Annotated in this window: 17 protein-coding genes and 1 pseudogene; 11 read left to right on the forward strand and 7 right to left on the reverse strand. The window is 73.3% G+C overall.

Annotated features, from left to right (window positions below; all coding sequences use genetic code 11):
* The first annotated feature begins 196 nt into the window (after nucleotides 1-196).
* Both glnA and IEY78_RS30850 read left to right on the forward strand, forming a co-directional pair.
* Nucleotides 197-1,606, forward strand: coding sequence for a type I glutamate--ammonia ligase (glnA, locus tag IEY78_RS30845; RefSeq protein ID WP_189103929.1), 1,410 nt, complete (start codon nucleotides 197-199; stop codon nucleotides 1,604-1,606).
* Nucleotides 1,607-1,808: 202 nt separating this feature from the next.
* Nucleotides 1,809-2,570, forward strand: a pseudogene (locus IEY78_RS30850) (YqjF family protein); the annotation flags it as partial.
* Between the two features lie 97 nt (nucleotides 2,571-2,667).
* Here the strand turns inward: IEY78_RS30850 and IEY78_RS30855 are convergent.
* The gene (locus tag IEY78_RS30855; protein ID WP_189103933.1) at nucleotides 2,668-3,459 is read right to left on the reverse strand and encodes an alpha/beta fold hydrolase; all 792 of its coding nucleotides are present in this window, start codon (nucleotides 3,457-3,459) and stop codon (nucleotides 2,668-2,670) included.
* Nucleotides 3,460-3,557: 98 nt separating this feature from the next.
* Here IEY78_RS30855 and IEY78_RS30860 point away from each other — a divergent pair, with 98 nt between their 5' ends.
* Nucleotides 3,558-4,505, forward strand: a complete 948-nt coding sequence (locus IEY78_RS30860; RefSeq protein ID WP_189103935.1) for a MerR family transcriptional regulator — start codon at nucleotides 3,558-3,560, stop codon at nucleotides 4,503-4,505.
* 67 nt (nucleotides 4,506-4,572) lie between these two features.
* Here the strand turns inward: IEY78_RS30860 and IEY78_RS30865 are convergent, their stop codons facing one another.
* Complete coding sequence (locus IEY78_RS30865; RefSeq protein WP_189103937.1) at nucleotides 4,573-5,181, reverse strand: TetR/AcrR family transcriptional regulator; 609 nt, start codon at nucleotides 5,179-5,181, stop codon at nucleotides 4,573-4,575.
* 164 nt (nucleotides 5,182-5,345) lie between these two features.
* Between IEY78_RS30865 and IEY78_RS30870 the strand changes: the two genes are divergently transcribed.
* Nucleotides 5,346-6,302, forward strand: coding sequence for an alpha/beta fold hydrolase (locus IEY78_RS30870; RefSeq protein WP_189103939.1), 957 nt, complete (start codon nucleotides 5,346-5,348; stop codon nucleotides 6,300-6,302).
* Nucleotides 6,303-6,418: 116 nt separating this feature from the next.
* Complete coding sequence (locus IEY78_RS30875; protein WP_189103941.1) at nucleotides 6,419-7,288, forward strand: Fpg/Nei family DNA glycosylase; 870 nt, start codon at nucleotides 6,419-6,421, stop codon at nucleotides 7,286-7,288.
* Nucleotides 7,289-7,314: 26 nt separating this feature from the next.
* Here the strand turns inward: IEY78_RS30875 and IEY78_RS30880 are convergent, their stop codons facing one another.
* A complete protein-coding gene (locus IEY78_RS30880) occupies nucleotides 7,315-9,138 on the reverse strand; it encodes a choline/carnitine O-acyltransferase (protein ID WP_189103943.1) in 1,824 nt (607 codons plus the stop codon).
* Between the two features lie 207 nt (nucleotides 9,139-9,345).
* The gene (locus tag IEY78_RS30885; protein ID WP_189103945.1) at nucleotides 9,346-10,215 is read right to left on the reverse strand and encodes a HalD/BesD family halogenase; all 870 of its coding nucleotides are present in this window, start codon (nucleotides 10,213-10,215) and stop codon (nucleotides 9,346-9,348) included.
* Between the two features lie 354 nt (nucleotides 10,216-10,569).
* Between IEY78_RS30885 and IEY78_RS30890 the strand changes: the two genes are divergently transcribed.
* The gene (locus IEY78_RS30890; RefSeq protein ID WP_189103946.1) at nucleotides 10,570-12,585 is read left to right on the forward strand and encodes an NADPH-dependent 2,4-dienoyl-CoA reductase; all 2,016 of its coding nucleotides are present in this window, start codon (nucleotides 10,570-10,572) and stop codon (nucleotides 12,583-12,585) included.
* 52 nt (nucleotides 12,586-12,637) lie between these two features.
* Nucleotides 12,638-13,204, forward strand: a complete 567-nt coding sequence (locus tag IEY78_RS30895) for a PadR family transcriptional regulator (RefSeq protein ID WP_189103949.1) — start codon at nucleotides 12,638-12,640, stop codon at nucleotides 13,202-13,204.
* A 77-nt stretch (nucleotides 13,205-13,281) separates the two neighbouring features.
* Here the strand turns inward: IEY78_RS30895 and IEY78_RS30900 are convergent, their stop codons facing one another.
* Nucleotides 13,282-13,554 carry a hypothetical protein gene (locus IEY78_RS30900; protein ID WP_189103951.1) on the reverse strand — a complete coding sequence of 91 codons (273 nt, stop codon included), beginning with the start codon at nucleotides 13,552-13,554 and terminating at the stop codon, nucleotides 13,282-13,284.
* Nucleotides 13,555-13,744: 190 nt separating this feature from the next.
* Complete coding sequence (locus tag IEY78_RS30905; protein ID WP_189103953.1) at nucleotides 13,745-14,653, reverse strand: Gfo/Idh/MocA family protein; 909 nt, start codon at nucleotides 14,651-14,653, stop codon at nucleotides 13,745-13,747.
* A 270-nt stretch (nucleotides 14,654-14,923) separates the two neighbouring features.
* On the opposite strand from IEY78_RS30905, the gene glnII reads away from it, so the two are divergent.
* From glnII to IEY78_RS30925, 4 genes are all read left to right on the forward strand, one after another.
* Nucleotides 14,924-15,946 (forward strand): glutamine synthetase GlnII, encoded by a 1,023-nt coding sequence (glnII, locus tag IEY78_RS30910; protein ID WP_189103955.1) that lies wholly within the window; start codon nucleotides 14,924-14,926, stop codon nucleotides 15,944-15,946.
* A gap of 127 nt (nucleotides 15,947-16,073) precedes the next feature.
* Nucleotides 16,074-17,000, forward strand: coding sequence for a DUF6891 domain-containing protein (locus tag IEY78_RS30915; protein ID WP_189103957.1), 927 nt, complete (start codon nucleotides 16,074-16,076; stop codon nucleotides 16,998-17,000).
* Nucleotide 17,001: 1 nt separating this feature from the next.
* A complete protein-coding gene (locus IEY78_RS30920) occupies nucleotides 17,002-17,649 on the forward strand; it encodes a rhomboid-like protein (RefSeq protein WP_189103959.1) in 648 nt (215 codons plus the stop codon).
* A gap of 301 nt (nucleotides 17,650-17,950) precedes the next feature.
* The gene (locus IEY78_RS30925) at nucleotides 17,951-18,565 is read left to right on the forward strand and encodes a winged helix-turn-helix domain-containing protein (RefSeq protein WP_189103961.1); all 615 of its coding nucleotides are present in this window, start codon (nucleotides 17,951-17,953) and stop codon (nucleotides 18,563-18,565) included.
* Nucleotides 18,566-18,574: 9 nt separating this feature from the next.
* On the opposite strand, the gene IEY78_RS30930 is transcribed toward IEY78_RS30925, so the two are convergent.
* Nucleotides 18,575-19,317 (reverse strand): DedA family protein (locus tag IEY78_RS30930; RefSeq protein WP_229700279.1); only part of this gene is annotated, 743 nt, incomplete at its 5' end.

The following is a 19,317-nucleotide window of genomic DNA, read 5'->3' on the forward strand; positions in this document are numbered from 1 at the left end:
CCCGGTCCGGAATGCCCCTTCATGGCGCACACTGGGGGTGAAAGACGGCCGCGCGCCGGTTAACCTCGGCGAAACAAATGGGTCATGCTTGGGAAATCCCGCCTGCCTATGGTCGGGCAACGCGCCACCGCACATGGTCGCGTTCCGAGTAGCAATCCCGCGTCCGCCGACCGGTGACCGGGCTAGGAGGAGTTGGATGTTCCAGAACGCCGACGAGGCCAAGAAGTTCATCGCGGATGAGGACGTCAAGTTCGTCGACGTCCGGTTCTGCGACCTGCCCGGTGTGATGCAGCACTTCACGATCCCGGCGAAGGCGTTCGACCCGGCCGAGGAACTCGCCTTCGACGGTTCCTCGATCCGCGGCTTCCAGGCGATCCACGAGTCGGACATGGCGCTGCGCGCGGACCTGTCGACGGCTCGGGTGGACCCCTTCCGCCGCGACAAGACCGTCAACATCAACTTCTTCATCCACGACCCGATCACCGGCGAGCAGTACAGCCGCGACCCGCGCAACATCGCCAAGAAGGCCGAGGCCTACCTCGCCTCGACCGGCATCGCGGACACCGCGTTCTTCGGTCCGGAGGCCGAGTTCTACGTGTTCGACAGCGTCCGCTTCGAGACCTCGTCGAACCAGTCCTTCTACCACATCGACTCCGAGGCCGGCGCCTGGAACACCGGGTCGGAGGAGAACAACCGCGGCTACAAGGTCCGCTACAAGGGCGGCTACTTCCCGGCCCCGCCGGTCGACCACTTCGCCGACCTGCGCGCGGAGATCTCCCTGGAGCTGGACAAGGCCGGCCTGCAGGTCGAGCGCCAGCACCACGAGGTCGGCACCGCCGGCCAGGCCGAGATCAACTACAAGTTCAACACGCTGCTCGCCGCGGCCGACGACCTGATGCTGTTCAAGTACATCGTCAAGAACGTCGCCTGGCGCAACGGCAAGACCGCGACCTTCATGCCCAAGCCGATCTTCGGTGACAACGGCTCCGGCATGCACGTCCACCAGTCGCTGTGGCAGGGCGGCAACCCGCTCTTCTACGACGAGCAGGGCTACGCGGGCCTCTCGGACACCGCCCGCTACTACATCGGCGGCATCCTCAAGCACGCCCCGTCGCTGCTGGCCTTCACCAACCCGACGGTGAACTCCTACCACCGCCTGGTCCCCGGCTTCGAGGCCCCGGTCAACCTGGTCTACTCGCAGCGCAACCGCTCCGCGGCCATGCGCATCCCGATCACCGGCTCGAACCCGAAGGCCAAGCGCGTCGAGTTCCGCGCCCCGGACCCGTCCTCGAACCCGTACCTCGCGTTCTCCGCCCTCCTCCTCGCGGGCCTGGACGGCGTCAAGAACAAGATCGAGCCGGCCGAGCCGATCGACAAGGACCTCTACGAGCTCGCCCCCGAGGAGCACGCGGGCGTCCCCCAGGTCCCCACCTCCCTCCCGGCCGTCCTCGACGCCCTCGAGGCCGACAACGAGTACCTCCAGCAGGGCGGCGTCTTCACCGCCGACCTCATCGAGACCTGGATCGACTACAAGCGCACCCACGAAATCGCCCCGATCCAGCTCCGCCCCCACCCGCACGAGTTCGAGCTTTACTTCGACATCTAAGAGGCAGGGTCAGCCGACCGTCACCGCTTTCCGCCCCCTTGGGCATCGCGTGTGCACCGGACGGCCGACCCTCTGACTTGATGTCAGGAACGACAGTGAGGGCCGCTACCCCAGAGCCGGGGTAGCGGCCCTCGCTGGCGACTGGTAGCGCAGTGAACGACGTAGCCGGATCCGTCGCCGCGACGTGTGCGAGGCTGGCTCGATGGTCGTCACCCCGTTTGCTCCCGAGCCGGTTTCTGGTGTGTCGGTTGGGTCCGCCCGGAGGCCTTTGCTTACGCAGGCTTGGTTGGATTTGGCGTTTGTGCATTGGGCGGTTGAGCCGGGGGATGTGGCTCATCTGATGGCGGAGGGGACGGTTCCGGATACCTTTGACGGGGTGACCTTTGTCGGGTTGGTGCCGTTTCGTATGCATCGTGTGGGGTGGTTTCGGCTTCCCGGGATTCCGTATCTGGGGAGCTTTCCGGAGACGAATGTGCGGCTCTACTCGGTCGATGCGCAGGGGCGTCGCGGGGTGGTCTTCCGTTCGCTCGACGCCTCCCGGCTGATACCCGTGGCCATCGCGCGATCGGTCTTCCGTATGCCGTACCTGTGGTCGCGGATGGGTATCCGGCACGGCGGTGGCAACGTCACGTACACCAGCAGCAGGCGCTGGCCGGGGCCGCGTGGAACGCGCAGCCGGATCACCGTGCGGCCCGGGGAGCGTATAGCGGAGCCCAGTGCCCTGGAGCACTTCCTGACCGCCCGCTGGGGTATGCACAACACCTTTTTCGGGCGCCAGATGTATCTGCCGAACTCGCACCCGCAGTGGCCGCTGCGCCGGGCCGAGCTGGTCGAGTGCGACGAGGGCCTCACCCGGGCCGCGGGCATCCGCACGGCGCTCGGCGAACCCGTCAGTGTTCTTTACTCTCCCGGGGTCGCCGTCCGGTTCGGTCGCCCCGCGCGGATCGGCGGGACCCCCCATCCGTGGGAGCGAGTCCGGCCTGACGCCCGCTGCGAGCAGCCGCCGGAGGGTGTCTCGCGGGCCGGCCACCGCGCGGCAAGGGCGGTCTCGCCGGGCGGGGTCACGCGGTCACCCGTCGGCCTTCGCCCGCGGCGGCGCGGAGCAGCACCTCGGTGAGTTCGTCCGGGGCGGAGAGCATCGGCCAGTGGCCGGAGTCGAGTTCGAAGAAGGCGACGTGGGGCTGGGCGAGAGTGCGGAAGCGCGGGTCCCCCGAGCGCACCAGGGATTCGACCGCGGCGATGTTCATGCCGGTGCCGGTGCAGAAGACGCCGGTGCTCGGTAGTCCGGCGGTGGCGCCCGAGAGCCGGAGGGGCTGGGTGAGCGGTCCCAGCGGCTGCGGCGATGCCAGGCGGACGAGTCGGGCCAGCGTGTCCGCGGGGATGCCCGCGACGCTGTTCGAGGCCCGCACGCCGTCGAGTGACAGCGGGGGGATCCGCCAGCCGTCCTCGGCCTGTTCGGCCCGTTGCCACCACCTCTCGCGGACCGCCGGATCGGGCTCGAATTCGCGTATCAGGCCGTGCACCGAGTAGCCGTCCATCGGCAGGGGCGCCGACACGTACACGATCCGCGACACCCGATCCGGGCGCCGGTCGGCGGCGCCGAGGGCCGGGAAGCTGCCGTGGCAGTGGGCGACGAGCACCACCTCCGGCGCGTCCACGTGGTCGATGAGCTGCACCAGATCCTCGATGTGTGTCTCCAGGTCCGTTTCCGGGCCCGCCAGATGGCGGCGGTCGCCCGTGCCCGTGAGCGTGGCCGCGCGGGCCTCGGCTCCCCGCTCACGCAGCCGGTCCACCACGTCCTGCCACAGCCAGCCGCCCATGTGGCCGCCCGGCACCAGCACATACGTCGTCATCCATGCCTCCCTCGTACGGATTCGCCGCGCGACGACTCCCGTTGGCCCGGCCGCGCGTGCCGTTACGGTAGGAACTCCCCCTGAGGGAGGTTCAAGTCATGAGCGGGTCCGCGTCCCCTGACGGCAGGTGGAGCATCGGCGAACTCGCCGAGCAGGCCGGCGTCACCGTCAAGACCGTCCGCTTCTACTCGGACCGCGGCCTGCTGCCCGAGGCCGCCCGCAGCGCCGGGGGCCACCGCCGGTACGGCCCCGAGGCCCTGGACCGGCTCCGCCTGATCCGTTCGCTGCGCACCCTCGACCTGCCGCTGCCGCAGGTCGACCGGATCCTCGCCCAGGAGGACGCCGCGGGCGCGACGGACGCCCTGGAGGACGCCGTCGCGGGGCAGCTCCGCGCACTCGGCACGCAACTGTCGGCCCTGCGCTGGCGGGAGGCCGCCCTCCGCCTGCTCCACGACTGCACCCCCGAGGAACGCGCCGATCGCCTGCGCCTGATCGGTGCCGTGACCCTCCCGCCCACCACGGACGCCCTGGCCCGCTTCTGGCGTCACGTACTCCCCGCGCGGCTGCCGGCCCGCCTGCTCTCCACGCTGCTCGAAGCGGCGGTGCCGCAGCCTCCCGCCGACCCGACGCCGTCCCAGGTCCTGACCTTTGCGCGACTGCACGCCGTCGCCACCGACCCGCGCGTCCGCGACATCGACATCCGCCGCCTCGCGGCCCGGACCTCCGACGGGGCCTGCCGCCCGGCCGTCCTCTACGAAGGGCTCGTCGAGGCGTGTGCGCTCGCCTCGGCGGACGTACGGGCCCAGCGGCCCCCGCACGCGGGCGAAGCACTCGACTGCTTCGTCGGCGCGCACGCCGGTTTGCGCGACACGCGGGACACCCCCGCCTTCCGTCGCCGACTCAGCGCCCAGCTGGGCCTGCTGGCGCATCCCCTCATCGACCGCTACTGGCACCTCGCCGGCGAACTCCCCTCCGCCGCACGGCAACCGACCATCGGTGCCATGGACGACTGGCTGCGTGCGGCGCTGGACGCGCAGGTCGCCTAGGAGGACTCCCGATGGAATGCGCCGTGCGGTCGGCCCGGCAGGCCCGTTCAGGCCCGTTCAGGCACGTTCAGGTCGTAGCGTGCCCGGTGTTCGCCTGCGCGAGTGCGGTGGACACCGTGGTGCGGGCGAGGCGGGTGACGGCGCGGAGGTCGGGTAGTGGGGTGCCGGCGCGACTGAGGACGGCCAGGGACTGGGTGACGGCGACGACGTAGGTGGCGAGGTCGTCCAGGGCCCGGGAGTCGGCGCCGGGGGTGGTCAGGGCGGCACGTACGCGGGCCCGCTGGTCGGCGAGCAACGCCTGTACGTGGCTCCGGGTTTCCGGGTGCAGGGTGGCGGACTGGGTGGCCGACTGGGCGAGGAGGCAGCCGTCGGGGACCGACCGGTCGGCGAGGCGGTCGAGGGTGACGTCGAAGAAGGCCTCGATGGCCCGGCCGGGGTCGTCCGGGTGGGACGTCAGGGCCCGGTCGTACCGGTCTCCGTAGGTGGCGGCGTAGCGGTCCAGGCACCGCCGGAACAGGGAGTCCTTGCCGCCGAAGGTGCCGTAGAGGGAGCCGCGGCCCAGGCCCGTGGCGGCGCCGAGCAGGTCGAGCGAGGTGTCCGCGTAGCCGCGCTGCCAGAAGACCGCCATCGCCCGGCGCACGGCTTCGTCGACATCGAACTGCTTGCGGCCTGCCATGACGCACCTCCACGACGTGTGTGCAGCAGCGACCCTAATGCATTCCTGGACCGATCGGTCAAAGTAAGGGAGGATTGTTGGACTGGTTGGTACAGGATGGTGTCGGGCCGCCCCGGGTGCCGACCGGCGGCCGCCCCCCATCCTCCCCTGTGAACGGAGTCCCTATGCAGCGTGCACCCCTCCCCTCGGCCGGTCCGGACGTCCCCGAGGGCCCCGGTTCGGTGTCCGGCGCGCCCCACCTGCCGCCGGGCTTCGCCGACGTCTTCACCAGTCATCACGTCGTTACCGGCGGGCCGCGCCTGCATGCCGTCGTCGGTGGCGACGGGCCGCCGCTGCTGCTTCTGGCGGGGTGGCCCCAGACCTGGTACGCGTGGCGGCTCGTCATGCCGGCGCTGGCGCGGGACTTCCGGGTCGTGGCGGTGGATCCGCGGGGCGTCGGGCTCTCCGACAAGCCCCGGGACGGCTACGACACCGGCACCCTCGCGCGTGACGCGGTGGCGCTGATGGAGGCGCTGGGGCACCGGCGTTTCGCCATGGTCGGGCATGACATCGGGATGTGGACCGGCTATGCGCTGGCCGCGGACCATCCGGAGCGGCTCGCCCGGCTGGCCGTGGCCGAGGCCGCCATCCCCGGGCTGTCCCCGTCGCCGCCGCTGTTCGGGAGCGGGGAGGCGAACGACCGGCTCTGGCACTTCGGCTTCAACCGGCTCGACGGGGTGAACGAGCAGCTGGTCAGGGGGCGGGAGCGGCTCTTCTTCGGCCATCAGTTCGCGTCGAAGGCGGCGCGGCCGGACGCGCTGCCCGCCCATGCCGTGGACCTGTACGTCCGCACCCTCGCGGCCGACCCGGAGGCGCTGCGCTCCAGTTTCGCGTGCTACCGCGCTCTCGATGCGACGATCGCGCAGAACGCGGCGCGGGCGAGGCGGCGGCTGGCGCTGCCGGTGCTGACCATCGCCGGAGCGCAGTGCTCGGGCGAACTGGTCGGGGACACGATGCGGCTCGCCGCCGAGGACGTGGAGAGCGTGATCCTGCCGGACTGCGGCCACTACCCGGCCGAGGAGGCGCCCGAGGCGGTGCTGGCCGCGTTGGCGGGTTTCCTGGAGCCGTACCGCGTCGGGTGAGCGGCATGCGATGAACCGGCATCCGGGTGGCCGTGGTCGGATGGCTCGCGGCCGGTGCGCCCGGATGCGGTTTTTTCGGCACCACCCTCCCGCGCCCTTCGAGGCAGACTGGGCATATGCCTGAATTGCCGGAAGTGGAAGCGCTGGCTCGGTTCTTGGCGGAGCGGGTCGCGGGGCGGGGCGTGGAGCGGGTGTACGCGGTGGCCGTGCATGCGCTCAAGACGTACGACCCGCCGCTCGGGGCGCTCGAAGGCGGCCGGTTCGAGGGGGTGGAGCGGCACGGGAAGTTCCTGGATCTGAGGGTCGGGGAGCTGCATCTGGTGATGCATCTCGCCCGGGCGGGGTGGGTGCGGTGGAGCGACCGGCTGCCGGAGGTGCCGCCGCGGCCCGGGAAGGGGCCGCTGGCGCTGCGGGTGCGGCTCGCGGAGCCCGTGGACGGGGCGGGGTTCGACGTGACCGAGGCCGGGAGCCAGAAGCATCTGGCGGTGTATGTGGTGCGGGATCCGCAGGAGGTGGCGGGGATCTCGCGGCTGGGGCCGGATCCGCTGGCGGAGGGCTTCACCCTGGAGACCTTCGCGGGGCTGCTGGACGGGGAGCGCCGGCAGATCAAGGGCGTGCTGCGGGACCAGGCCGTGCTGGCCGGAATCGGGAACGCCTACTCGGACGAGATCCTGCACGCGGCCCGGATGTCGCCGTTCAAGATGGCCACCGCGCTCTCCGGGGAGGAGGTGGCCCGCATCCACGAGGCGATCGGTACGACGCTGCGCGACGCGGTCGAGCGGTCCCGGGGGCTGGCGCTCAAGGACCTCAAGGGGGAGAAGAAGAGCGGGCTGCGGGTGCACGGGCGGAAGGGCGAGGCCTGCCCGGTGTGCGGGGACACCATCCGGGAGGTGTCGTTCAGCGATTCGTCGCTCCAGTACTGCCCGACCTGCCAGACCGGGGGCAAGGTCCTGGCGGACCGGCGGCTGTCGCGGCTGTTGAAGTAGCCACGACAGCCGCCGGTCGGCGGGGGTCAGTGCGCGGAGGGTGCGGACGGCTCGGAGGAGAGCAGCTCGCGCAGTTCGGTCACCGCCTCGCGCAGCCGGTCGGCGAAGGTCCGCATCTGGTCGGCCACCGGCATCGGGGTGGACAGGTAGAGGTGGAAGCGGTCGGGCAGCAGGACGTAGGCGACGCCGATGCAGCGGCTGCTGGTGGAGCCGAAGCCGAAGTATTGGATGTGGGTGGACGGCGCGGAGCTGGTGCTCAGGTAGTCGTCGCGCATCGTCAGCCAGCCGGGCGAGCGGTAGAGGGCGGGCTGCTCGGTCACGCCCAGCTCCGCGCCGCGCCGCCGCTGGATCAGCTCCAGCTCCCACAGGTGCTGCTCGGGCGCCTCGCCGACCTGGCACTCCTTGGCACGGGCGACGTGCCGGGCCGCGGCGGTCCGGAAGGCGGCCCGGCGGGTGTCCGCGGAGGCCGACGGGTCCTCCATGGCGGCGACGAACTCCTGGATCTCCGGGGTGACCACCCGCATCGCCTCGGTGCGGCCGCGGCGGTACTGCCGGGTGGCGATGGACTCGTAGGTGGCGCCCAGGCGGCCCTTGGCGCGCTGATGGGCCAGCTGGTAGGCGAGCTGGACGAAGGCGTCGGGCGAGGCGCCCAGTTCCTTCGCGGTGGTGCTGCCGAAGTCGTCGAAGGAGACGGTGCGGGTGGCGGTGTGCGCGCCGTACGCGGCGAAGGCGTCCGCGGCGCCGCGTACCTGGTCGCGCAGGGCGTCGTCCAGGTCGAAGACGAGCGGCTCCACGGCCGGGAGCCCCTGGGAGCGGGCGCCGGAGCGGCGGGACTGCTCCTCGGCGGGGGTGCTGAGGAGGGCGTCGGTGAAGCCGAGGATGGTGGTGCCGTCGAGTTCGCAGTGCTCGACGTTGATGCCCGCGCGGCCGTCGGCGAAGACGATCACGGACACCGCCTTGTCGAACCAGCGGTTTCCGCGGTCGCCGTACAGCAGCTGGTCGCAGGCGTCCTGGACGTCGGCGGGGGCGAAGTCCTCCAGGCAGACGCAGAACAGCGCGGTCTCGATGTCCTCCAGGGCCGCCGCGTTGCCGGGATGGCGGTCGCGCAGCGCCGCGCGGGCGGCGGCCCATTCGGCGCGGGCCATGGTGGTGAGGTGGCCCACCGAGGTGTCGGGCGCGGGGGGCTCGGCGCCGGCCTTCAGCACGGCGCGCAGCCCCGCTTCGAGGTCGTCCAGGCTGTGCGGGGTGCCGTCGGCGCCGAGCACGTCCATCCGGAACATGGCGCCCCGGTGGAAGACCACGACGTGCCGGGCGTCGGAGGGGCCGGGCCACTCGTCACTGTAGGGGCTGCGGACGGTGTCCTGCCGCTCCCCGGGGATGCGGGTGGCGGAGAAGAGGTAGGCGTTCTGGACCATCGACTGGGCCTGCCCGCGCTGGACGGCGGGCGGGAGGAGATCCTGGTCGAGCCGCTGCTTGTAGTCGACGGCGCCGGCGATCAGCCCGGCCGCGCGCGCCACCTGGGAGCGCGGCTCGTCCGGGCCCGGGTCCTGGAAGAGGAAGAAGAAGTTGGCGTTGAGGGCGATGCGGTCGCGGCGGCCCAGGTAGCGGTAGGGCCAGAAGGTGTCGAGCCAGCTGTGGACGCCCGGGGTGGCGTCGTACTCCTCCAGTGCGGCCTGCAGCGCCCGGCCGGGGCCGCCGGGCCGGAGGAAGGCGGCCACCTCCGCCTCGGTCGCCGCCCGCTCCTCGGCGGTCAGCAGCGGCGCGCACCAGGCGAGGAACCGCTCACAGCTCGCCTCCAGGGTGGGCAGCGGCACCCGCGGCAGGGTGTCCTCCCGGGCGAAGATCGTCATGGCTGCACTGTCCTGACGGGTATTCAATTCGGCTCTCTCGATTCGGATCGTGGGGCTGTGGTGTCGGCGGTGTCGGCGGTGTCGGTTGCTGCGCCCTCGCATCGTGGCCCGCGCGGACGGCCCCGCCGGGGAGCACGGGGCGGGAATCGGCCTTCCGGCCGGTCCGGCGGCGGGTCGCGGCCTCCTGGCCGGTCCGGTGGCGGGTCGTCAGTCCAGCAGCCGGTCGCCGCGGACCGCCCGGCCCTCGGCCGCCAGATGTGCGGGCAGGACCCGGCCGAAGAGCTGCCGGGTGCGGGCCACGCTGCCGATGACGCCGGGGCGCCGGCTGTAGGCGAAGATCGCGGAATGCCGGGCGGTCTCCCCCTGTACCGGGCTCACCCGGTGCAGGGAGTAGCGGCCCTTGAAGAGCTGCAGGTCACCGGGGTGCAGCGGGAGGCGGCGGGTCAGCCGTTCGCCCCGGCCGTCGAGGACGTCCCGGACGTCGCCGAAGTGCTCGTCGTCGGCGGAGCGGATGTTCGGGCAGTACTCGAAGACGCCGCCGGTCCGCGCCTGCTGGGTGAGCATGCTGACCGTGAACTCGTTGGTGTCGAAGTGCCAGGGGTGCTCCATGCCGGGCTCGACGACGTTGAGGACCAGCCCGGAGAGCGGGTCGGCCAGCTCGTGCAGCCCGGGCAGGCCGAAGCAGCGCGCGATGAAGTCCTGGAACGCCCGGTGCGCGTAGAGCCGGCCGATCAGGGACTCCCCGGGGATGCGGTCCCGGGCGACGAAGGCGTTGCCGCGCTGGAAGGTGCGGCGTCCGGGGTGGTCCTCGGGCAGCTCGGTGTCCACCGCGATGTTGTAGACGTTGACCGTCTCGGTCTCGAAGTGCGCCTGGGGGGCCAGGGCCGCGCACTCCTCCCGCAGGACCTCGGCGAACGAGGGGCGGATGAAGTCCGGCAGCACGGTGCAGCCGAGGGTGCGCAGTTCCCGCCGGGCCCGGGACATCACTGCCCGCCCCTCGGCACCGCCGGGATCCGACAGGGGGTAGCGGGCCGTGTCGACCACCTGGTCGAGCGTGATGGCTTGCAGAGTGCTCATTCGATCCTCTCCACGTGCGGGCAGACCGTCCCGGGCCGGATGCTCCCCGCCGGCCCGCGGTTTCATCCCGGCCCGCCCCCACGAGGCGGCCGGTGCGGCCCGCGCGCCGTCCGGTCCGCACCCCGGACCCTTCGGCAACTCCACTCAGGAGTAACAGAGTTGAAGCTCCCACAGGGGCGCGATGTTGTCTGTGACACGCCGCACTGCACCGGTGTGATCAGCGGCGTGCGGGGGGCGGGAGAGCGCCCGGCCCGGGGGTGGGCGTCGACTGCGTCACTGTTTTATGCAACTTGTTGCATAAGGCTGGCCGCTGGTCTACAACTGCTGTCACGACCACCGCGCCTGGAGGACCCCATGAGCCAGTACCCGCATCTGATGAGCCCGCTCGACCTCGGGTTCACCACCCTTCCCAACCGGGTGCTGATGGGTTCGATGCACATCGGCCTGGAGGAGGCGGAGAACGGCTTCGCGCGGATGGCCGCCTTCTACGCCGCCCGGGCGCGCGGCGGCGTCGGCCTGATGGTGACCGGCGGCATCGCGCCGAACGACGCGGGGCGACCGTACGAGGGCGGGGCCAAGCTCACCACCGAGGCCGAGGCGGCGCAGCACCGGACCGTGACCGACGCGGTGCACGCCGCGGGCGGGCGGATCGCGATGCAGATCCTGCACTTCGGGCGGTACGCGTACCACCCCGATCTGGTCGCGCCCAGCGCGCTCCAGGCGCCCATCAGCCCCTTCGTGCCGAACGCCCTCACCGAGGACGAGGTCGAGCAGACCGTCGAGGACTATGTGCGGGCGGCCGAGCTGGCCAAGGCCGCCGGGTACGACGGGGTCGAGATCATGGGCTCGGAAGGCTATTTGATCAACGAGTTCATCGTCGGCGCGACCAACCAGCGCACCGACCGGTGGGGCGGCTCGTACGAGAACCGGATGCGCTTCCCGCTGGAGATCGTCCGGCGGACCCGGGAGCGGGTCGGCACGGACTTCATCCTGATCTACCGGCTCTCGATGCTGGACCTCGTCCCGGGCGGCTCCACCCTGGACGAGGTGATCACCCTCGCCCGGGAGATCGAGGCCGCCGGCGCCACGATCATCAACACCGGCATCGGCTGGCACGAGGCCCGGATCCCCACCATCGTGACCTCGGTGCCGCGCGGCGCCTACACCTGGGTGACCAAGCGGCTGATGGGCTCGGTGTCCATCCCCCTGGTGACCAGCAACCGCATCAACACCCCGGAGGTCGCCGAGGAGCTGCTCGCCGACGGGCGGGCCGACATGGTCTCCCTGGCCCGGCCCTTCCTCGCCGACCCGGACTTCGTCGCCAAGGCCCGCGACGGCCGGTCCGACGCGATCAACACCTGCATCGGCTGCAACCAGGCCTGCCTCGACCACACCTTCAGCGGCAAGATCACCTCCTGCCTGGTCAACCCGCGGGCCTGCCACGAGACCGAGCTGGTGCTGTCCCCCACCCGGCGGCGCAAGCGGCTCGCGGTGGTCGGCGCCGGCCCCGCCGGACTCGCCTGCGCGGTCTCCGCCGCCGAACGCGGCCACGAGGTGACCCTGTTCGACGCCGCGGCCGAGATCGGCGGGCAGCTGAACATCGCCAAGCGGATCCCGGGCAAGGAGGAGTTCGACGAGACCCTGCGCTACTTCCGCACCCAGCTGGCCCACCACGGCGTGCAGGTGCGGCTGAACACCACCGTTGCGGCCGGGGACCTCGGCGACTACGACGAGATCGTGGTCGCCACCGGTGTCACCCCCCGCACCCCGGAGATCGAGGGCCTGGACCACCCGAGCGTGGTCAGCTACCTGGACGTGCTGCGGGACGGGGCGCCGGTCGGCGACCGGGTGGCCGTCATCGGGGCGGGCGGCATCGGGTTCGACGTCGCCGAGTTCCTGACCGACGCCGGCGACGCGGCGAGCCAGGACCCGGAGACCTACTTCCGGGCCTGGGGCGTGGACACCACGTACGCGGAGCGCGGCGGCCTGCGCGCGCCCGAGCGCCCCAAGACGCCGCGCCAGGTGCACCTGCTCCAGCGCAAGACCTCCAAGGTCGGCGCCGGCCTCGGCAAGACCACCGGCTGGATCCACCGGGCCGAGCTGCGCCACCGCGGCGTGACGACGGTCGCCGGGGCGGCGTACGAGCGGATCGACGACGAGGGGCTGCACCTGACCGTGGACGGCACGGCCACCGTGCTCCCCGTGGACACCGTCGTCCTGTGCACCGGGCAGGAGCCGCGCCGGGACCTCTACGAGGAGCTGCGGGCCGAGGGGCGCGCGGTGCATCTGATCGGCGGTGCGGACGTCGCCGCGGAGCTGGACGCCAAGCGGGCCATCGCCCAGGGCACGGAGCTGGCCGCGGCACTGTGACCTGTACTGCTGCCTAGGACGGGTCCGCGCGGTCCCGTCCTAGGATTCCCTCATGTCTCTCCCGCACGCGATCCTCACCGCCCTGCTAGAGAAGCCGTCGTCGGGGCTGGAGCTGACCCGGAGGTTCGACCGGTCGATCGGCTACTTCTGGTCGGCCACCCATCAGCAGATCTACCGGGAGCTGGGGAAGCTGGAGCTGGCCGGATACATCCGGGCGCTGCCCTCCGACCAGCCCTCGCGCGGGCAGAAGAAGCAGTTCGCGGTGCTGCCGGCGGGGCGCACCGAGCTGACCCGCTGGGCGTCCGCCGAGCAGGAGTCCAAGCCCATCCGGGACGCGCTGCTGCTGCGGCTGCGGGCCTCGGCGGTGGTGGGGCGGGCCGGGCTCGACGAGGAGCTGCGGCGCCATCTGGCGCTGCACCGGCGGCAGTTGGCGGAGTACCAGGAGATCGAGGGCCGTGACTTCGGGGCCGCGGCGGACCCCGAGGACCGGCTGCGGCGGCTGGTGCTGCGGGCCGGGATCGGCCTGGAGACCTTCTGGGTGGACTGGCTGGCGCAGGCGCTGGCGGAGGTCGAGGACATGGACGCCGCCGAGCCCCCGCGGGAGCGCCCGGGCGGCTGAGCCTCCCGGGGCGCGGGTGCGGGGCGGCCGGCCCCGGGGATGCCCCGGGGCCGGCCGCCCGCTGTGCATGAGGGGGCTCAGCAGTGGTCGTAGAGGAGCGCGCGCACCAGGCGGCAGGTGGTGTCGGACGGGGCGTGGACCCCGATGTCGGCCGCGGTGCCGCGGATCCGGCGGTTGGTGGCCTGCTCGGGGCGGTAGACGCCGGTGTCGAGCAGGGCTATGGCCAGCCGCATGGCCTTCAGGCGGCGGTGGTGTGATTCGTACCGCTCGCGCGGCCATCCGGCGGGCAGCGGCTTCTTGGGCAGCGGGTGGGCCGGGAGAGGCTTCGTGACGAGTGTGGCAGCGGTCATCGGCGACCTCCTGGAGCGTGGATGAACCCTCACTGACTGGTTCCCATTCTACTGGCCACCACTGACAAAAGCCCCTGGCCAGGCGGCATTTGGGCCCCGGAGAAGCCTCGGGGCGAGCCCGTCCGGCGGCGTCCTCCGAGGGCGGCGCGGACGGTGTTCCGAGCGGCTCCGGAGGACGGCGGCACGCGGCTCATCCGCCGGACGGCGCGAGCGGGGGCAGCGTCTCCTCGGCCGCCGCGAGGATCTCCGTGACCCGCAGGCCGAAGCGCAGGTCGCAGGCGTTGGGCAGGCCGGACGCGGCGGCGGCGAGCAGGGCGTCGACGGCGCGGTGGTAGGCCGCTTCCGGGCCGTCCAGGCGGCGCGGCAGGCAGGTGGTGCCCGCGGTGCCGCGCAGGGTGATCTCCACGCCGGCCGCCGCGGCCGGGGCGGTCAGCGCGAGCGTCGCGGTGCTGGCCGCGCCGCTGCCGTGCCGCATCGTCAGCAGCACCGCGTCGGCCGGGCCCCGGGTCGCGGTGACCTCCTCCACGTCGCCGAGGACCGGCAGCAGCACGGACAGCGCGTGCGGGCCGACGTCCCACAGGCCGCCCTTCTCCCGGCGCCAGGGCGAGTGCGCGTACGGGCTGGCGCTGTCCTCGGCGAAGACCGAGCCGAGCCAGTCGGCGTGCGCGGTGAACCAGCCGCCGGCCGCGGCCTGGGCGGCGATCCACTCCCCCTCCTGCGCCCCGAAGCGCGCCGTGAAGAAGACCACCGAGGCGACGCCCGCCCGCTCGGCGGCCGCGGCGAGCGCGCGGGCCTCGGGCACGGCGGTGGCGACCGGCTTGTCCAGGAGCAGATGGCAGCCGGCCTCCGCCGCCCGGACCGCCAAGGGGGCCTGTACGGAGGGCGGCAGGGCGACGGCGAGCGCGTCGCAGTCCGCGAACAGCTCGTCGGGGCTGTCGTACGGGCGGCTGCCGTGCACCTGGGCCAGCGCGGCGGCGGCCTCCGCCCGGCGGCCCCAGACGCCGGCGAGTTCGACGCCGGGGTGGGCGGCGAGGGCGGGGGCGTGCACACGCCGCGCCCAGGGTCCGGTGCCGAGGAGTCCGATGCGCAGGGTCGTCATGCGGGCCAGTGTCTCGCGGCGCGCCGTCCGGGGACCGGCTGCGCCGCGCTGGTGGCGTCCGCGCGCCCGAGCCTCGCCATGACCCTCCGCAGAGCCTCACGAGCACGATAATCCGAGGCTTTCAGCCGCCCACGCCTTCGAAATACCGGGATGTCCGACCCGGTAACCTGCGGTTCACAAATGAGCAACGGACGGGAAACGGCACGTTGCGAGAGTGCGGCAGTACACCCGCCCCGGGGCCCGCACCCACCCGCAGCAAGAGGAACACCCGTGAGCATCAAGGCCGAATACCTCTGGATCGACGGCACCCAGCCGACCGCCAAGCTCCGCTCCAAGACCAAGATCCTCGCGGACGGGAGCACGCTGCCGCGCTGGGGCTTCGACGGGTCCAGCACCCACCAGGCCGAGGGCCACGCCTCCGACCTCGTGCTGGAGCCGGTCTTCAGCTGCCCCGACCCGATCCGCGGCGGCGACCACCTGCTGGTGCTCTGCGAGGTCCTGCACACCGACCTGACCCCGCACCCCTCCAACACCCGTGCGCTGCTGCGCCCGGTGGCGGAGGAGTTCGCCGGCCAGGAGCCGATCTTCGGCATCGAGCAGGAGTACACCTTCCTCCGGGGCGAGCGGCCGCTCGGCTTCCCCGAGGGCGGCGGCTTCCCGGCCCCGCAGGCCGACTACTACTGCGGCGTGGGCGCCGACGCGATCTTCGGCCGGGAGATCGTCGAGAAGCACCTCGACCTGTGCCTGGCGGCCGGTCTCGGCCTGTCCGGGATCAACGCCGAGGTCATGCCCGGCCAGTGGGAGTTCCAGGTGGGCGCGCTGGCGCCGCTGGAGGTCTCGGACCACATGTGGGTGGCTCGCTGGCTGCTGCACCGGGTCGCGGAGGAGTACGGCGTCACCGCCTCGCTGGACGCCAAGCCGGCCCGGGGCGACTGGAACGGCGCCGGCGCGCACACCAACTTCTCCACCCGTGCGATGCGCGAGGGCTACGACGCGATCATCACCGCCTGCGAGGCGCTGGGCCAGGGCGACAAGCCGCTGGAGCACGTGCGCCAGTACGGCACCGGCATCGAGGAGCGGCTGACCGGCGCACACGAGACCGCCCCCTGGGACGCGTACTCCTACGGCGCCTCCGACCGCGGCGCCTCGGTGCGCATCCCCTGGCAGGTGGAGGTCGAGAAGAAGGGCTACATCGAGGACCGCCGGCCGAACGCCAACGTCGACCCGTATGTGGTGACCCGTCTGATCACGGACACCTGCTGCACGGAGCTGGCCCGGCGCGAGCAGGTCTGACCCGTCGCGGCGGGGAGCAGCGGGGCCGGGCCGGTGGGGCCCGGCCCCTTCCCGTTGGCCGACCCCGGCCGCCGCTCGCCGGTGACGGCCGGGGTCGGTTGTCGGTGGCGGCTGGCACGCTGGGGGCATGCTTGCGATCAACGTCAGGACCGAGACCGGGGCGGAGCGCGCCCATCCGCCGGAGGCCGAACTCGCCGGGCTGCTGCGGCGGATCGGCGCCGCCGACGACCATTTCGTGGTCGTCGAGCGGATACCGGACCGGCCGCACGTCTTCGTGCAGACCTGGCGGGAGGGCAGGGGCCCGTTCGCCGTGGAGTACCGCGACGGCGCCCCCGAGCGGCACTTCAGCGCGGAGTGCGACGACCCCGAGCAGGTCGTGGCGGTCTTCCTGGACTGGGCGCGCGGCGGGGACGCCTGGCGCGGCGCGCTCGACTGGCGGCCGGCGGACCTCTTCGCCACGCCCGGCCTGGATCCCCGCACCCGCGCGGCCGCCGAGGCGCAGGCTCGCAAGGACATGCGCTCCGGTTTCCGCCGGGCCCACGAGGTCGCGCAGAGCGTCTGCGACGCGCTCGGTCCCCAGGACCCCCCGGTCACCCTCGACGAGGCGCGGCGGATCGTGGCGGGCCTGTGGGAGGAGCGGCTCACCGAGCAGGAGCGCTGGCCGGAGGTGACCGGTGCCGACCGGGTCGCGCGGGCCTTCGCCGCCCTGGACTCCCAGGGGCTGACCGCCCGGATGCACTTCACCTGCTGCAGCAACTGCGCGCTGGCGGAGATGGCCGCCGAACGCCGCGCGGGCGACCGGGGTTTCGTCTTCTTCCACTACCAGGACACCGAGGCCGCCGCGGACGGCCGGGGGCTCTCGGTCCGCTACGGCGCCTACGCGGACTCCGGGGACTCCGGAGAGGCGCCCGGCGCGGCGCGCGCCGAGGTCGGGCGGACGGTGGCGGCGGCACTGACCGCGGCGGGGCTGCCGGTGGAGTGGGACGGCGATCCGGACCGCGTCATCGAGGTCACCCCGTTGGACTGGCGCAAGCGGCTGCCGACGGGGGCCTGAGATGTCCGTGCCCGCCCGGCGGTTGGCGCGGTGGGGCGTGCCGTCGCGGGTGCGCCCCGGCGCCGTCCCCCGGCTCGCCCCGCTCTACGTCGGCGCCGTCCAGCTCGGTGCGTACGCCGCGGCGCGGCTGCCCGACCGGCGGCGCACGGAGCTGCTGCGCGCGCACTCCACCAATGTCATCAATCTGCGGGCCGGCCGCTGGTGGACGCTGGCGACCAGCGCCGTCCTCGTCGAGCGGCCGCTGCCGCTGCCGTACGCCGCCGCGCTGCTCACCGTCCTGGGCACGGCCGAGGCGCGCTGGGGCGCCCGGCGCGCGGCGGGGGTGTTCGCGGCCGGGCATGCCGGTGCCTCGCTGCTGGTGTACGCGGGGCTGCGCGGCCGGGTGCGCGGCCATCCGCCGGACGCGAGCGCACGAGCCGTCGACGTCGGCGCGAGTTACGGCTTCCATGCCACGCTCGGCGCGCTGGCCGCGGCCGTCCCGCACCGCCGCACGCGGGCCGTGGCGACCGCCGGCCTGCTGGCCCTGGGCGGGTGGCCGGTGCTGCGCCGGACCCGGACGTTCACCGATGCCGGGCATCTGGCGGCGACGGCGCTGGGGGTGATGTGCGGGGCGGGGTCGAGGAGACGGGCCGGGGCCGGACCCTCCTGAGCCCGCGCCCGGGCGCCACCGCACGGCGGATTCGCGTCACACCGCGGGCCGCACCGGGGACAGAACACCGGCCGTCTGGTTCAATGGGGCCATGGCCAGCCTCAATGACACCGCGACGGGTCGCAGCGACCTCGAGCCGTTCTGGCCGTCCCGGCAGGCGCACGCCTTCGACCGTCTGTGTTGCCTCGCGCACTGAGCGCGGGCCCGCACCTCTTTCTCGCCGACGCCGCAGACCGGCGCCGCACGCCCTGCCCGCGCGCATGACGTCCCCCGACGCCCCTTCGCGCGAAAGCTGACCGTGATGACGAACCTCCGCACCCTGACCGCCCCTTCCGCGACGACCACCGCGCCCGTCCCGCACGGCCACCGCCACCGGCTGCGCGCCGTGACCCCCGACGAGCCGCTCCCGTCACCCGTCCCCGTCCCCACAGCGGGCGCCACGCCCCACGGTGTCCCCTCCGTCGCCGACCTGCTGGACTCCGGTGCCACCTGGATCCCCGCGCCCCAGCACAGCCTGCCCGCGCTGCCCGGACAGCCGCCGATGGTCGGCTACCTGGTGCTCGTACCGGCCGAACAGGCCGCCGCACCGCAGCCGGCCGCCGCCCCCGGGCCGACGGCGCCGACCGGCGACGAGATCGTGCGGATCGACCCCGAGCGGCGCACCGCGCAGGTCCACGGCCGCCCGCTGGACCTCACCTACCTCGAATTCGAGCTGCTGGCGCATCTGGTGGCGCATCCGCACCGGGTGCACACCCGCGACCAGCTGGTGACCACGGTGTGGGGCTACGGCCATGTCGGCGACGGCCGCACCGTCGATGTCCATGTCGCCCGGCTGCGGCGCAAGTTGGGCGCCGCGCACCGGTCGTCGATCGTGACGGTGCGGCGGGTGGGCTACAAGTACGTCCCGGGCAGCTGAGGTTCGGCCTCACGCGCCCTCCGGTTCCTCCCGCCGGGCGTGCGGCCGGGCGGGGAGCCGCTCCCCCGCCCGGCCGGTCGCCGCGCCCCGCCGGTGCAGCCCGCCCGCACAGCCCGCCACCAGCAGTCCGACGCCGGAGGCCAGCAGCATGCCCACGACCGGGGAATCGGTCAACGCCGTCCCGCCGAAGCCGCCGAGCGCCGCGCTGCACACCGCCCACAGGCCCGCGCCGACCGCGTCCAGGACGACGAAGCGGCGCAGCGGAAAGCCCACACTGCCGGTGGACAGCGTGGCGACCACCCGGCCGCCGGGCACGAAGCGGCCGGCGACGACCAGCAGGGCGGCGTGTCGTTCGACCATGGCGCGGGCCCCGGCGTGCCGGGCCCGGCCGCGGGCCCCGCGCAGCAGCCGGGCGAGCGCGCGCGGACCCGCGCGCCGCCCCACCGCGTAGCCCAGGCAGTCACCGGCCAGCGCCCCGGCCGCCGCGACGCCCGCCAGCAGCGCGAGCGGCGCCGGGTCGGGGCCGATGAGCACGGCGACCAGGACGACGGTGGTCTCGCTGGGCATGAACGGCAGCAGGGCGTCGAGGCCGGACACCAGCAGGATGATCAGCCACAGCCAGGGCGAGTCCAGCATGCCCCGGAGCGGCTCGGTGAGCTGATCGAGCCGGTCGAGCTGGTCAAACATGGGCCGGGGCGGGCGCGGCCGGGGCGGGCGCCCGCCGGGCCGCCGCCACCGTCGCCACGGCCTCG

Origin of the sequence: Streptomyces kronopolitis (assembly GCF_014646275.1) — a bacterium.
Classification (GTDB): domain Bacteria; phylum Actinomycetota; class Actinomycetes; order Streptomycetales; family Streptomycetaceae; genus Streptomyces; species Streptomyces kronopolitis.